Consider the following 15,327-nt stretch of genomic DNA (forward strand, 5'->3'; position numbering starts at 1 on the left):
CGTGGGTCAGTTGCCGGGGTACTCGCTCAGCACCCGCTCGTCGCCATTCGGGCCGAGGCCGATGACCTGGTAGGCATCGCGAATGTCGCCGCGCTCCATGCCGGGCGAGCCGGTCGGCATGCCCGGCACAGCGGCGCCGAGCAGGTCCGGTTGCTGGCGCAGCTTGAGGATGTCGGCAGCTGGTACGTGGCCCTCGACGAAGCGGCCGTCGATCACCCCGGTATGACAGGAGGCCAAACGGGGCGGCACGCCGAGGCGCTGCTTGAGCGCCGGCATATCGGCCTCGAGGTGGTCGTTGACGCTGAAGCCGTTGTCTTGCAAGTGGCCGATCCAGGCCTTGCAGCAGCCGCAGTTGGGGTCGCGATAGACGTCGATGGTCAGTGGTTCGGCGGCGTGAACGAGGCCGGCGAAGAGTCCGCCGAGCAGGAGAAACAGGCGCATGCAGAGATTCTCTAATGGGGGGTTGCCGCGAGCATAGCGTCGCTGCACAGCCAATCCAAATCATCGAGTGTTTCCGGATACACGAGCGGCGGCCTATGCTGGCCTGATCGCACTACGGGAAGGAAGCTGTCGATGCTGCGTGCACGCGTCATTCTGGTCATCCAACTGCTGGCCCTGGCTGGCCTGGGTCTGGTCTATTTCATTCGTCCGCACGAGATGAGCAACCTTAGCGGCATGCTGCTGATGGCGCCGGCTGCGGCGACCGATGTGCGCGCCTATTACGGGGGGCTGCAGCTGGGCTTGGCGGCCTTCCTGGGCTTGGCGCTGATTCGTCTCGACCTGATCCACGCGGCGCTGACCCTGCTGGTGCTGCTCTACAGCGCCATGGCGTTGGCGCGGATCGGCGGCCTGTGGCTGGACGGCGGCGCCCAGCAGACCTTCAACCTGGTGGCGCTGTTGCTCGAAGTGGTCTCCGCCGGGCTGGCCTTCTGGGCGTTGCGCGGCTTGTCCAGGCCATCGCCGGAAGACGAGTGATACGCCCGGAGCGATGCGGCTTTACCTGAGAAACCTGTCGCTTTCCCTAGCAGGCATATCGAGCACGACCTGTGGCTGCCCCGCCCATAAGCGGGGGCGGGTGGCTGGACGTGCTGGCGTATTGGCTGTAAATCTAGCGAGGGCCTAGTTCGAGCCTGGCTTGGCCATCCGCTTATTGGCTAACCGTTCCCTCCTTCCCAGCAAACGACAACGCCATGAACCAACTGCACACCATCGACCTGAAGCTGCTGCGGGTGTTCGAAACCATCGTCAAGCACGGCGGTTTCGCCGCGGCCCAGGCGGTGCTGAATATCGGCCAGTCAACCATCAGCGAGTACGTCAGCCAACTGGAAGGGCGCCTCGGTGTGCGCCTGTGCGAGCGCGGGCGTGGCGGCTTTCGCCTGACCGAGCAGGGCGAGGCGCTGTACCTGTCGTCCAAGCGTTTGCTGGTGGCGCTGGATGATTTTCGCTCGGACGCCGAGTTGATCCGCCGTACGCTCGGCGGCTGGCTGAATCTGGGGCTGATCGACAACACCATCAGCGATACCCGCTCGCCGGTGGCCGGGGCGATTCGGCGCTTCTCCGACCGCTGCCAGGACGTCTACCTGAACGTGCAGATCGGCACCCCAGCCGAGCTGGAGAAGGCGGTGCTGGAGGGCACCCTGCACCTGGCCGTGGGCCACTTCCATGCCCATGTGCCGGGCCTGCTGTACCGACCGCTGTATGCCGAGGCGCAGGGCCTGTATGGCAGTGCCCAGGCCGCCGGTCAGTACCCCTCGCTCGAGGCGTTGCGCGCGGCGCTGCCGAGCCTGAAGGTGGTGGCGCGCTCCTACATGCGCCGTGGCGACCTGGAAGCCCTGGGGGTCACCGAGGCGGCGGCCCTGGTGGCCAACGTCGAGGCCCAGGCGCTGCTGATCCTCAGTGGCAACTACCTGGGTTTTCTGCCGACCCACTATGCCCAGCGCTGGGTCGAGTCGGGGGCACTGCAGCGCCTGTTTCCCGAACAGATCGCCGTCGACACGACTTTCGAGATCGTCATGCGCCGGGGCCAGGATCATAGCCTGCTGGTGGAGACCATCCTCGACGACCTGCAGATCGAGCTGGCGGCGCTGGCCGGCTGACCCGCGCGTGGCACCGCTCGGTGGTGCGCGGATAGATCGGTAATTCCCGATCTGAACATCCGATACCCAATATTGCTTGGTTTTTCCGCGGCTCTTAACAATGGGACGTCGTCGATTATTGCTTCGATGAAGCCGATTCCAGGAGATAACCGTGAGCAAAAACAATTACGAATCCGGTCGCCTGAACCTGCCGTTCGTGGGTCACTGCACCTTCGCCAAATCCCCGGTGTGCACCGACTGGGATACGCTGGATGCCGACGTGGCGATCCTCGGCGCGCCCAACGACATGGGCACCCAGTGGCGCTCCGGCGCCCGCTTCGGGCCGCGCGGTATTCGCGAGGCCTCCACCCTGTTTTCCTTCGGCCACGCCGGCGCCTACGACCACGAAGACGACGTGATGTACCTGACCGCCGAGGACGTGCGACTGGTCGACGTCGGCGACGCCGACATCGTGCATACCGATATGGCCACGAGCAACGCCAACACCGAGTACGCCGTGCGCAAGATCCTCGAGGCCGGCGCCATGCCGGTGGTGCTGGGCGGTGACCATTCGGTGCATGCGCCGGTGATCAAGGCCTTCGAAGGGCGCGGGCCGATCCATATCATCCATGTCGATGCACACCTGGATTTCGTCGACGAGCGCCATGGCGTGCGCTATGGCCATGGCAGCCCACTGCGCCGCGCCTCGGAGATGAACCACATCGTCGGCATGACCCAGATGGGCATCCGCAACGTGTCCTCCTCCAACCGCGACGACTACGACGCGGCGCGCAGTGCCGGCTCGCACATCCTGTCGGTCCGCGACGTGCGTCGCCTCGGCGCCCAGGGCGTGCTGGAGCTGATTCCCAGCGGCGTGCCCTACTACATCACCATCGACATCGACGGCTTCGACCCGTCCATCGCGCCGGGCACCGGCACCCCGAGTCACGGCGGCTTCCTCTACTACGAAGTACTGGAAATCATCCAGGCACTGGCCAAGCGCAGCCAGGGCAATATCGTCGGCATGGACCTGGTCGAAGTGGCGCCAGTGTATGACCCCACCGGAATGACCTCGATCCTCGCCGCGCAACTGCTGCTCAACAGCATCGGCTTCATCTTTCACGAGCGCGCCCAGGCCCGCGCCACTCAGGAGGCATGACCATGGACAGCATCGTTAAGCAATACCTGCAAAAATTCGGCGTCTGCGAGGCCACCCAGACCTTCCTGGCCAAGGCGCAGAAGATGTTCATCGGTGGCGCCTGGGTCGAGGCCAGCGACGGCCAGTACGCCGAGGTCATCGAGCCTTCCACCGAGGGCCTGCTGACCCGCATCCCCATGGCCACCACGGAGGACCTGGACCGCGCCGTGGCGGCCGCCCGCGCGCAGTTCGACGGCGGCGCCTGGAGTCAACTCAAGCCGCTGGAGCGCGAGCGCCTGTTGCATCGCCTGGCCGATTTGATCGAGCAGAACGCCGTCGAACTGGCCGAGATCGAGTCGATCGACATGGGCAAGTCCGCCGCCCAGGCGCGCGATGTGGACATCCAGGGCACGGTCGACACCTTCCGCTATTTCGCCGGCTGGGCCAGCAAGCTGCACGGGCGCACCGTCGAACCGTCGCTGCCGGGCAACTACCTGGCCTATACGCGCAAGGAACCGGTCGGCGTGGTCGGCGCCATAGTGCCGTGGAACTTCCCGCTGCAGACCATGGCCTGGAAGCTCGGCGCCGCCCTGGCCACCGGTTGCACCGTGGTGGTCAAACCGGCCGAGCTGACCTCGCTGTCGGCGCTGCGTTTCGCCGAGCTGGTGCAGCAGGCGGGCATCCCCGACGGCGTGGTCAACATAGTCAGCGGGCGCGGCAGCCTGGTCGGCGCGGCGATGGCCACCCACCCGGGCATCGACAAGCTCAGTTTCACCGGTTCGACCCCGGTCGGTTGCACGGTCGGCAAGTCCGCCATGGACCAGATGAAGCGCCTGACCCTGGAGCTGGGCGGCAAGTCGGCGGTGATCGTGCTGGACGATGCCGATATCCCGGCCGCGGCCCAGGCGGTGGCCAACGGGGTGTTCTTCAACTCCGGACAGGTCTGCGACGCCGGCACCCGCGCCTATATTCATCGCAGCATCTATGCGCAGTTCCTCGCCGAGCTGATCGCCTACACCCGAACCTTGAAGATCGCCCCGGGCCTGGACCCCGACTGCTTTATCGGTCCATTGGTATCCCAGCAGCAGCAAGCGCGGGTGTTGAACTACATCGAGGCCGGCAAGCGCGAGGGCGCCGAGCTGGTGTACGGCGGCGAGCCCGTCGCAGGCCCCGGCTACTTCGTGCAGCCGACCATCTTCGCCCACTGCCGCAACGACATGCGCATCGTCCAGGAGGAGATCTTCGGCCCGGTGCTGGTCACCGCACCCTTCGACGATGACGAGGAGGCGCTGCGCCTGGCCAACGACTCGCCGTATGGCTTGGCTGCGGCGCTCTACTCCAACGACCTCGGTCGCGTGCACGGTTTGATCCCACGGCTGCGCGCCGGCTCGGTGTACGTCAACGCCCACAGCACCATCGACCCGGCCATGCCGTTCGGTGGCTACAAACAGTCCGGCTTCGGCAAGGACCTGGGCGCCGAGCAACTCGAACACCTGTTGGAGACCAAGGCGGTGTGGATCACCCTGCCATGAACTAACGAAAGCAGCAGACCACCGGCATAACACCTAGCGTCATGCCGGGACACATCGGGTAGCCAATAACAAGAGCCATACGAGGTTATGTCCAGATGAACAGTCAAGCCGAAAGCGTACGTGCGCAAGACCTGGAACGACGCATCCGCGTCTATGAGGAGATGGAGCAAGCCAACCACTGGCCGGGTGCGCTGAGCGCCACCGACTACATCGCAATCACCCTGATGACGCTGGTGCTGGTCACCGGCTTCTACCTCTGGGGGTACTGAGCCATGGCCACGTCTAAACCCGTCGATATCAGTCTCGAAGCCGAGCGCGGCGATACGCCGCTGCTGCCCACGGAACGCATGTGGGGCTTCTGGGAGTTCACCTACGCCAACTCGGCCCTGGCCATCGCCACCTGGGCCTTCCTCATCGGTGGTGCCACCGCGCTGTTCGTCGGCGTCACCGAAGGCATCGCCGCCATCGTCATCGGCAACATCATCGGTGTGCTGCTGGCGACCTTCGCCACCTGCGTGCCCTGCGGCAAGTACGGCACCGAGCAGTTCACCTTCCTGCGCAGCATGTTCGGCTGCAACGGCAGCCGTCTGGTCTATGTGCTGGCGGTGGTATTCCTGACCATGGGCTGGCTGGCGGTCCTGGGGCTGATGTTCGGCCGCTCGATCGACGGCCTGAGCGGCCTGCTGAGCGAGCATCAGACCGATCCGACCGGGTTGCTGGTGCTGCTCTCGGGCTTCTTCGCGATTCTCCTGGCCGGCTTCGTGGTCGCCAAGGGCCCCACCTCGATCAAGGTGTTCAACACCATAGTCGCCCCGGCGCTGGTGCTGATCATGGGCGCGATGCTCTACCTGATCCTCAGCGAACGTAGCGTCGCCGAACTGCTGGCCCTGCCGGCCCTGGACGCGCCCTTCGCCGACAAACGGGTCAACTTCATGATCGCGGTCGAAGTGAACATGGCGGCGGGCCTGTCCTGGTGGCCCTATATCGGCAACCTGGCGCGTCTGAGCAAGAATCAGCGCACCGCGTTCTGGCCAAACATCATCGGCATCTTCGGCGCCGCGGTGCTCGGTGAGGTGGTCGGCCTGCTGGCGTCCGCCGCCCTGGGCGACAGCGACCCGACCATCTGGATGACCCATATCGGCGGCCTGGTGTTCGGCGTCATCGCCCTGGGCTTCGTCGCCTTCGCCAACGTCACCAGCATGATCAACATCCTCTACACCTCGATCGTCGGCCTGCGCCAACTGGCCGGCAAGAAGCTCAGGGAGATGAGCTGGGAACTGCTGGTGGTGCTGTTCTGTGTGGCGCCGGCGATCATCGTCTTCGTCGCACCGGGCATCTACGACGGCTTCTTCATCTTCCTGGTGTGGACCTCGGCGCTGAACAGCGCGCTGGCCGGCATCGGTATTGCCGATTACTACTTCCTGCGTCAGCAACGGATGAACCTGCGCCATATCTATGCGGCCGAGGAGCAGTCGCCGTACCACTACTGGAAGGGCTTCAACCCCATCGCGCTGTTGGCGCTGGTGGTCGGCTTCGGCGTCTACGTGCTGCTGTTCAACCCGCAGACCCTGGCCAATACCTCGCTGTTCAGCTTCATCTCTGCCTCGCTGCCGTCCTGCCTGCTGGCCGGGGTGGTGCACTACGGGCTGACCCGCGCATTCGCCACGCGACTGGGCTGGGGCGCCTACGCACCGCGCGGCAGCGTCAAGACCACTTCCCTGAATCTCAATGCACAGGGCTTGAGCAATGACTAAGCGATACGACTACATCATCATCGGCGCCGGTTCGGCCGGCTGCGTGCTGGCCAACCGCCTGAGCGAGGACCCCGCCACCTCGGTGCTGGTCCTGGAATTCGGCGGCAGCGACCGCAGCGTGCTGATCCAGATGCCCAGCGCCTTCTCCATCCCGATGAACACCAAGAAGTACAACTGGCGCTACGAGACCGAGCCGGAGCCCTACCTCGACGGGCGGCGCATCCACTGCCCGCGCGGCAAGGTGCTCGGCGGCTCCTCGTCGATCAATGGCCTGGTGTATATCCGCGGCCACGCCTACGACTTCGACGAGTGGGAAGAGCTCGGTGCGCGCGGCTGGGGTTATCGCAACTGCCTGCCGTATTTCCGCCGCGCCGAGCATTACGAGGCCGGCGGCGACGCCTACCGCGGCGATGCCGGGCCGTTGCACACCAACAACGGCAACCATATGCAGAACCCCTTGTACGGCGCCTGGGTCGAGGCCGGCGCGGAGGCCGGCTACATCAAGACCGCCGACTGCAACGGCTACATGCAGGAAGGCTTCGGCGCCATGCACATGACCATCAAGGACGGCGTGCGCTGCTCCACCGCCAACGCCTACCTGCGCCCGGCCATGGACCGGCCGAACCTGACCGTGGTGACTCAGGCCATGACCCGACGGATCATCCTCGACGGCAAGCGCGCGGTGGGCATCGAGTACGATCACGGTGGGCGCACCCAGCAGGTGTTCTGCGCCCGCGAGATCCTCCTGGCCGGTGGGCCGATCGGCTCGCCGCACCTGCTGCAGCGCTCCGGCATCGGCCCGGCGGCGGTACTGGAGCAGGCCGGGGTGGTGCTGCAGCACGAGCTGCCCGGGGTCGGCGAGAACCTGCAGGATCACGCGGAGGTTTACATCCAGTTCGGCTGCAAGCAACCGCTGACCCTCAACAGCAAGATGGACCCGCTGAGCAAGCTGCTGATCGGCCTGCGCTGGCTGCTGTTCAAGGACGGTCTGGGCGCCACCAACCACTTCGAGGCCGGCGGCTTCATCCGCTCCGAGGAGGGGCTGCGCTGGCCGGACATCCAGTTCCACTTCCTCCCGGCGGCGATGCGCTACGATGGCAAGAAGCCGATCAAGGGCCACGGCTTCATGGTGCTCACCGGGCCGAACAAACCCAAGAGTCGCGGCCATGTGCGGCTACGGTCGGCCGACCCCTACGAGCATCCGCGCATCCAGTTCAACTACCTGGAGCGCGAGGAGGACCGCGAGGGCTTCCGCCGCTGCGTGCGCCTGACCCGCGAGATCATCGGTCAGCCGGCGATGGACGCCTTCCGCGACGGCGAGATAGCGCCGGGGCCATCGGTGCAGACAGACGCGGAGATCGACGCCTTCGTCCGCGAGAACCTGGAGAGCACCTACCACCCCTGCGGCACCTGCCGCATGGGCGAGGACGAACTGGCGGTGGTCGACTCCGAGCTGCGCGTGCGCGGCCTCAAAGGACTGCGGGTGATCGACTCCTCGGTGTTCCCTACCGAGCCGAACGGCAACCTCAACGCGCCGACCATCATGCTCGCCGAGCGTGCGTCCGACCTGCTGCGCGGGCGCGGCATGCTGCCGGCTGCGGATGTGGAGGTCGGCCTGGCCGAGAATTGGCAAACCCGGCAGCGCACGAAAGCGCCGGCGCGGGATGTCCGGGTCTAACCGGAGTCAGTCCCTCACCGCAGTGGAGACGCGAACAGGGTCGCGCGCCTGCGGTGGGGGGGAGGAGGCTCATCGTTCAATCTCCAGGGCTTCATTTTGCTAACATTTGCGGCTTGCATAGTGCCTGTGGCCACCGTGATGGATCAGCCATTCAGGTGAATCTCGGCGGTGAGCACCGCTAGATACGGCCGTACAGGCCAATAGCCCATGAGAGGCCGGCAACCAATGAAGTCCCCCGGTGGCATGCTGCTGGCGAGTATCGAGCTGGATCGCACGGGCTCGGTGCCGCTGTATCGCCAGCTGTACCTGCAGATACGCCAGCAGATCCTCGCCGGCCACCTGCATGGGGGCATGCGTCTGCCGTCGACCCGTACCCTGTGCGCGGAGTTGGGTTTATCGCGGATTACCATACTCAATGCGTTCGACCAGCTAACCGCGGAAGGCTTTCTGGAGCCGCGCCCTGGTGCCGGTACTTTTGTGTGTGCCGAGTGGGGCGTCCGTGATGCGGCGGCCGACGAGCCGCGCAAGGCACCACGACTGTCGAACCTGAGTCAGTCGGTCCTGTCGCTGCGCAGTGACCATTTCAGTGGCATTTCATACGCCGCCTGGGAGCCCGGTTGTCCGACCTCGTTTCTGCCCAGCCATGCCGCTTACGACGCCTTCCCCTTGCCGATCTGGAAGCGCCTGATGAGCCGTCATCTGCGTCAGCCGACCAAGGACATGCTCAGCTATGGCGAGTTGAAGGGACAGCGGGCGCTGCGCGAGGCGATCGCCGAGTATCTGTATGACGCGCGCGGGATCCACTGCAGTGCCCAACAGGTGGTGATAGTTTCGGGTGCCCAGCAGGCCTTCAACCTGCTGGGAATGCTCTTGCTCGACCCGCAGGACAGCGTATGGATGGAGGATCCGGGGCATATCGCCGCGCGCATCGCTTTTCAGGCCCAGGGCAGTCGGATAGTCCCCTTGCGCATCGACGAGGAAGGCATCGACGTGCAGCAAGGGTTGCGCGAGTGTCCGGGGGCTCGCCTGGCGTTCACCACGCCGTCGCGCCAGCACCCCCTCGGCACCACGATGAGCTATGCGCGGCGACTCGAACTGATCGAATGGGCTGGGCGCAACCTGGGCTGGATCATCGAGGACGATTGCGACAGTGAGTTCCGCTATCAGGGACGCCCGCAGCCCGCGCTCTACGCCATGGACCAGTGGTCCCGGGTGGTGTACGTCGGCACCTTTAGCAAGGTGCTGTTTCCTTCTCTGCGCTTGGGCTATGTGATTCTGCCGGAGGCACTGGTTGAGCCGTTCTGCGCGATGCGTGCGGTAATGGATCGCAGTCCCGCCACGCTGCTGCAGGCGGTCACCGCCGACTTTATGCGCGAAGGTCACTTCCTCGGCCACATCAGGCGCATGCGCGCCCTCTATCAGGCGCGTCAGCACTGCCTGTTGGAAACGCTGCAGAAGCGCCTTGGCCATTTCATCAGAGTCCAGCCGGTGGACGCTGGCATGCACCTGATCGGCTGGATGCCACCCGAGCTGAATGACGCGGCCATCGCCCAAGGGCTGGCCAGCCAGCAGATCTATACCTATGCCTTGAGCGACTACTGCATTCAGCGCTACCTGCCGCCCGGCCTGCTGATAGGTTTTGCCGGCACGCCAGAGGAGCAGGCCGTCGATAAGGTCGAGGCCCTGGCACAGGGCCTGATAAGCATGGGATACAGGCTCTGAGGTCCACCCCGGCCTTGCTGCCGAGCAAGCGGCACGTGGTCGGCGCGTGTGGTTGTAAAAGTGGTCTTAATAATTAGCCAGTAATGGCTATATGGATAGCTCCATTCCCGCGCGATAAAGGCACCACCGGCCAGGCCGGTGCCTACACGAGGAATGATTGCAATGAACCCTATCCAAGCGCGCTTCAGCGCCCTGTTGAGCCATAAGGCCGACGGCGCCAGCCCTCCGCCCTTACTCACCCCATCACTGGCGCGAAAACTGCTCGAGCGACTCGAGCAACTGCGTCTGTTCGCCCACGGCTACCCGTTACTCAGCAACCTGACCCAGGGGCTTCTGCAACCGGCCGATTTGCTCGATTTCGCCTACCGTCATGAACTCCAGGGATTGAGCCTGCACCTGCTCGACGGCGAAGACAACAGCCTCGCCCGGATGAGCTCCGAGCAGCTTCTGGGATTTTCCGCCAAGGCCGAGCAGTTGGGCCTCGATCTGCACCTGGAGATCAGCAGCACGCGCAAGGAGGACGTGGATCAGGTGGTGGCCATCGCCAGAACCTTGGGTGTGCGCAATATCCGCGTCTATTCGCGCTACGAGGGGCATCTCTCACGGGTGATGGATCTGATCGAAACCGATCTGCACTATCTGGCCCAGCAAGCCGAGTTGCATGACCTGTTCTTCGACTTCGAGCAGCACGAGGAGCTGAAGAGCGGCGACATTGCGCAGTTGTTAGAGCGTCTCGACCATCCACGTCTGCACGCACTGTTCGACTTCGGCAACATGATCAATGCCTGCGAGCAGCCGCTCTCGGCGCTGCAAACCCTGGCTCCGCATATCCGCCAGGTGCACCTGAAAGGGGTGCGCATCGTCCCCGAGCAAAACGGCTTTGGTCACCAGGGTGTGCTCCAGGGCAGTGCCGACGATGACTTGCCTGGGCCGCGGATGCTTTACGAATTGCTGATGCTCGGTGAGCAGGCGCCCCAGGTCATTGCCTTCATCCTGGAGCAGGAAAACCACTACATCGCCCCGGCATTCCGCCAGTCGGATGAAGCGCAAGACCCCTTTATTCCCTATCGCGAGATGAGCGAGACGGCCCTGCCCGCCGGTTACACAGCGCAGCGGATGGCCGCCGATGAGTGGCGTTGGGCGAACAATCAGGTTCGCTTTGTGCGCGGCTTGTTGGGCGAGCTGAAGGTCCTGTCTGAATTAACCCTGGCAGATACGCCGTTCACCTGCGCCTGAGCTCAAGCGGCGCTCGGCAGATACCAATTTGTTTACTGTGGAGAACAACAATGACAGCACAGGCCAAAGCCAAGTGGTTTCGTTTTTTGGTCCTCATCCTCGGTGGTGGGACCATCTATAAATTAGGCAGTCTGAAAGACGCCTTCTACGTCCCCATGCAGGAGTTCATGGGGCTGAGTCATACCGAGATCGGCACGCTGATGAGCGTCAATGCCATTGTCGCCACCGTGCTTTTCGTGGTCGGCGGCATGCTCGCCGATCGTTTCGACACCCGTAAGCTGATCCCCCTGGGCTTGATCGGCACCGGCGGTTTGGGGCTCTATCTGGCGACCTTTCCCGGTTTCGACAGGCTGCTGATCGTGTTCGGCCTGTTTGCCATCTGCGCCGACTGCATCTTCTGGCCCTCCCTGCTCAAGGCCATCAAAAACCTCGGCGATGACAATGAGCAGGGGCGCATGTTCGGCTTGCTCGAGGGCGGCCGTGGCGTGGTCGACACCCTGATCGCCTTCTCCGCCCTGGGGGTGTTCGTCGTCATGGGCTCGGGGGAGGCGGGGCTGAAGTCAGCCATCCTGTTCTACGCGACGATCGATATTCTCGCCGGCATCCTCACCTGGTTCCTGCTGACTGATCGCGCGTCGCAGTCGACAGCGACTCCGCGCTCCGGTCTCTCCGGCCTGCTCGAAGCGGTGCGGGTACCGGGCGTCTGGCTGGTCAGCTGCAATGTGTTCATGGTCTACATCGTCTACTGCGGCCTGACCTATTTCATCCCCTACCTGAAGGATATGTACGAGCTGCCGGTGGCGCTGGTCGGCGCCTACGGGATCATCAATCAGTATTTCCTCAAGGTGCTGGGTGGCCCGGCGGGCGGCTTCCTGGCGGACAAGCGCTGCAAGAGCTCGGCGCGTTATATGAGGTGGGCGTTCCTCGCGCTGCTGCCGGTCATGGCGGTGATCATGCTGATCCCCAAGGGCTCGAGTTTCATCTTTGCCGGGATGGCGGCCACGCTCTCCTTCGCCTTGATCGTTTTCACCATGCGTGGGGTGTTCTGGGCGCCCATGAGTGAGGTGGGGATTGCCCCGCATATCACCGGCTCGGCCTTTGGTATCGGCTGTCTGATCGGCTATGCACCGGGTATGTTCGCCTATGTGATCTATGGCTCCATCCTGGATAGCTTTCCGGGCCAGCAAGGCTACGATTATGTTTTTTCCCTGATGAGCCTACTGGCCGTGATCGGCTTTATGGTTTCCAGTCTGCTGTATCGCGCCGTGCAGAACAGGTCCGTTGAGCTACCCGCTGGTGCGCTGACTCAGAACTGATGAAACGAGGGTGAGGCTTGCCGTGACCGGGCCGTTCCCCGGTCACGGCAAGCCTGCCTGTTCTGCGTTCCCGCAGGCGCTGATTCAGGGCTGCATTTGCCGCCCTGGTCAGATCCCTTGCTGTGCAGGCAAACGTCGGAGCCGCATCCTGGGACAATCTGTGGGTGCGGGAGCTGTTGCCCGCGAAAGCCCGATTATCTCCGGGTCAGCAGCACGCCCGCTTCCATGTGGTGGGTGTAGGGGAACTGGTCGAACAGTGCGCAGCGCTCGACCCGGTGGGTGTCGCTGAGCTGGCTGATGTTGGCGGCCAGGGTCTCCGGGTTGCAGGAGATGTAGAGGATGCGCTCGAAGCGTCGAGTCAGTTCGCAGGTGTCCGGGTCCATGCCGGCGCGTGGCGGGTCGACGAACACGCTGCCGAACTGGTAGCTCTTCAGGTCGATGCCGGCCAGGCGGCGGAACGGCCGCACCTCGTTGAGCGCCTGGGTCAGCTCCTCGGCGGACAGGCGCACCAGGGTCACGTTGTCCACGCCGTTGCCTTCCAGGTTGGCCAGGGCGGCGTTCACCGAGCTCTTGCTGATCTCGGTGGCCAGCACCTTGCGCACCCGGGTGGCCAGCGGCAGGGTGAAGTTGCCGTTGCCGCAGTACAGCTCCAGCAGGTCGTCGTCGCGTTGGCCGAGCGCTTCATAGGCCCAGCCGAGCATCTTCTGGCAGACCTCGCCGTTGGGCTGGGTGAAGGCGCCTTCCGGCTGGCGATAGCGGAAGGTGCGGCCGGCGACTTGCAGTTCTTCCTCGGCAAAATCCCGACCGATGACGATGCGCTTGCCGCGCGAGCGGCCGACCAGGTTGACCCCCAGCTCGCCGGCGAGCTGCTCCGCCTCGGCCTGCCAGGCTGCGTCCAGCGGGCGGTGATAGCACAGGGTGACCAGCGCATCGCCGGCCAGGGTGGTGAGGAACTCGACCTGGAACAGCTTGAAGCTCAGTACCTGGCTGGCCTGCCAGGCGGCTTTCAGCTGTGGCATCAGCTGATTGATCCGCGTGCTGGCGATGGGGAAGTCATCCAGCAGAATCGGCGTGTGCTTGTCGCCCGGGGCGAACATGGCGTAGTGACGCTGCTCGGCCTCGCGCCACAGGCGGAACTCGGCGCGCAGGCGGTAATGCTCGCGCGGCGAGTCGAACACCTCGGGCTCGGGGGCGGCGAACGGCGCCAGCAGTTCGATCAGGCGCTGTTTCTTCTCGGCAAGCTGGCTGGTGTAGGTAGCGGGATCGAACTGCGAAAGACTCATGAATCACTCTGAGGTTGGACAATTGGAATGATGTTTCTGATCCTGCAACTACGCCGGCTCAGGGTAGCCTGGATGAAATCCAGGGCGGGTTAAGAGTTGTCCCGGATTACATCCGGGCTACGGTAAACCCTCCCTGGGTTTGGACGGTCAGTCTCAGGCAAACCAGCCCAGCTTGACCACAAACAGCGCCGAGAGAATCACCAGCGCCGGGTTGAGGTCGCGCCAGCGTCCGGCCAGCACTTTCACCAGGGTCCAGGTGATAAAGCCGAAGGCGATGCCGTTGGCGATCGAGAATGTCAGCGGCATGGCCAGCGCAGCGACGGCCACGGGGGCGGCGACGGTCAGGTCGTCCCAGTCTATCTGCGCCAGGCTGCTCATCATCAAAACAGCGACGAACAGCAGCGCCGGCGCGGTGGCGTAGGCCGGCACGGCGCCGGCCAGTGGGGCGAAGAACAGGCTGAGGAGGAACAGCAGGGCGACCACGCAGGCGGTCAGACCGGTGCGCCCGCCGGCGCTGATGCCGGCGGCCGATTCGATATAGCTGGTGGTGGTCGAGGTGCCCAGGGCGGCGCCGGCCATGGTCGCGGTGCTGTCGGCCAGCAGGGCGCGGCCGAGCTTGGGCATCTTGCCGTCCTTATCCAGCAGGTCGGCCTTCTGCGCCACGCCGACCAGGGTGCCGGAGGTGTCGAACAGGTCGACGAAGAGGAAGGCGAAGATCACGCTGAGCAAGCCGATGTCCAGGGCGCCGATGATGTCCAGTTGCAGCAGAGTCGGCGCCAGGGCGGGCGGCATCGACATCACGCCGTCGAGCTTGGACAGGCCGAGGACGATCGACAGGCCGGTGATCAGCAGGATGCCGATCATCACCGCACCGGTGACGCGGCGGTAAGCCAGGGCGGCGATGGTGAAGAAACCCAGGCAGGCCAGCAGCGGGCCGCCCTGGCTCATGTCGCCGAGGCCGACCAGGGTGGCCGGGTGGTCGACCACGATGCCGGCGTTCTTCAGCGCGATGATCGCCAGGAACAGGCCGATGCCGGCGGCAATACCGGCGCGCAGGGCCATGGGGATGCTGTTGATGATCCACTCGCGGATCTTGAAGATCGACAGGGTGAAGAAGATCACCCCGGAGAGGAACACCGCGCCCAGGGCCACCTGCCAGGTGTGGCCCATGGTCAGCACCACGGTGTAGGTGAAGAAGGCGTTGAGGCCCATGCCCGGCGCCAGGGCGATCGGGTAATTGGCCAGCAGGCCCATGACCGCCGAACCAATGGCCGCTGCCAGGCAGGTGGCGACGAATACCGCGCCATGGTCCATGCCGGTTTCGGCGAGGATGCTCGGGTTGACGAAGAGGATGTAGGCCATGGTCAGAAAGGTGGTGAGACCGGCCAGCACCTCGGTGCGCACCGTGGTTTGGTGGGCTTTGAGTTGGAACAGCTTTTCCAGCATGCGAAGCTCCCTGTGACGTCTGATGCGCCGTTAAAAGTGCAGAACGAAAGCAAAGCACAGCCACTGGCGCGTGGATGATTTTGCTGGCGGTCTGGGAAAAGGCGCGCATCATATCAGCTAGGCCGTAACCGGTGAATTTATGACCGA

Annotated in this window: 13 protein-coding genes; 10 read left to right on the top strand and 3 right to left on the bottom strand. The window is 64.3% G+C overall.

Annotated elements, in window-relative coordinates:
• Positions 1-6 precede the first annotated feature (6 nt).
• The gene (locus FBY03_RS16655; RefSeq protein ID WP_147173477.1) at positions 7-441 is read right to left on the bottom strand and encodes a DUF411 domain-containing protein; all 435 of its coding nucleotides are present in this window, start codon (positions 439-441) and stop codon (positions 7-9) included.
• A gap of 132 nt (positions 442-573) precedes the next feature.
• Here FBY03_RS16655 and FBY03_RS16660 point away from each other — a divergent pair, with 132 nt between their 5' ends.
• From FBY03_RS16660 to FBY03_RS16700, 10 genes are all read left to right on the top strand, one after another.
• Positions 574-975 (top strand): DUF4345 domain-containing protein, encoded by a 402-nt coding sequence (locus FBY03_RS16660; RefSeq protein ID WP_147173478.1) that lies wholly within the window; start codon positions 574-576, stop codon positions 973-975.
• Between the two features lie 215 nt (positions 976-1,190).
• The gene (locus FBY03_RS16665) at positions 1,191-2,096 is read left to right on the top strand and encodes a LysR family transcriptional regulator (RefSeq protein ID WP_147173479.1); all 906 of its coding nucleotides are present in this window, start codon (positions 1,191-1,193) and stop codon (positions 2,094-2,096) included.
• A gap of 151 nt (positions 2,097-2,247) precedes the next feature.
• A complete protein-coding gene (gene speB, locus FBY03_RS16670) occupies positions 2,248-3,234 on the top strand; it encodes an agmatinase (protein WP_147173480.1) in 987 nt (328 codons plus the stop codon).
• Positions 3,235-3,236: 2 nt separating this feature from the next.
• Positions 3,237-4,745, top strand: coding sequence for an aldehyde dehydrogenase (locus FBY03_RS16675; RefSeq protein WP_147173481.1), 1,509 nt, complete (start codon positions 3,237-3,239; stop codon positions 4,743-4,745).
• Between the two features lie 95 nt (positions 4,746-4,840).
• Complete coding sequence (locus tag FBY03_RS23075) at positions 4,841-5,014, top strand: hypothetical protein (protein WP_178090683.1); 174 nt, start codon at positions 4,841-4,843, stop codon at positions 5,012-5,014.
• Positions 5,015-5,017: 3 nt separating this feature from the next.
• Complete coding sequence (locus FBY03_RS16680) at positions 5,018-6,499, top strand: cytosine permease (RefSeq protein WP_147173482.1); 1,482 nt, start codon at positions 5,018-5,020, stop codon at positions 6,497-6,499.
• A complete protein-coding gene (betA, locus tag FBY03_RS16685; protein ID WP_147173483.1) occupies positions 6,492-8,177 on the top strand; it encodes a choline dehydrogenase in 1,686 nt (561 codons plus the stop codon). The genes FBY03_RS16680 and betA overlap by 8 nt, the downstream gene beginning before the upstream one ends.
• Positions 8,178-8,402: 225 nt before the next feature.
• A complete protein-coding gene (locus tag FBY03_RS16690) occupies positions 8,403-9,899 on the top strand; it encodes a PLP-dependent aminotransferase family protein (RefSeq protein WP_147173484.1) in 1,497 nt (498 codons plus the stop codon).
• Positions 9,900-10,061: 162 nt separating this feature from the next.
• The gene (locus tag FBY03_RS16695; RefSeq protein WP_147173485.1) at positions 10,062-11,135 is read left to right on the top strand and encodes a sugar phosphate isomerase/epimerase; all 1,074 of its coding nucleotides are present in this window, start codon (positions 10,062-10,064) and stop codon (positions 11,133-11,135) included.
• A 50-nt stretch (positions 11,136-11,185) separates the two neighbouring features.
• Complete coding sequence (locus FBY03_RS16700; protein ID WP_147173486.1) at positions 11,186-12,451, top strand: nitrate/nitrite transporter; 1,266 nt, start codon at positions 11,186-11,188, stop codon at positions 12,449-12,451.
• 194 nt (positions 12,452-12,645) lie between these two features.
• On the opposite strand, the gene trmA is transcribed toward FBY03_RS16700, so the two are convergent.
• Positions 12,646-13,734 carry a tRNA (uridine(54)-C5)-methyltransferase TrmA gene (trmA, locus tag FBY03_RS16705; protein ID WP_147173487.1) on the bottom strand — a complete coding sequence of 363 codons (1,089 nt, stop codon included), beginning with the start codon at positions 13,732-13,734 and terminating at the stop codon, positions 12,646-12,648.
• A 153-nt stretch (positions 13,735-13,887) separates the two neighbouring features.
• Positions 13,888-15,180, bottom strand: a complete 1,293-nt coding sequence (locus tag FBY03_RS16710) for an NCS2 family permease (protein WP_147173488.1) — start codon at positions 15,178-15,180, stop codon at positions 13,888-13,890.
• Between the last annotated feature and the right edge of the window lie 147 nt (positions 15,181-15,327).

The sequence above is a fragment of the Pseudomonas sp. SJZ079 genome (assembly GCF_007993865.1).
Classification (GTDB): Bacteria; Pseudomonadota; Gammaproteobacteria; order Pseudomonadales; family Pseudomonadaceae; genus Aquipseudomonas.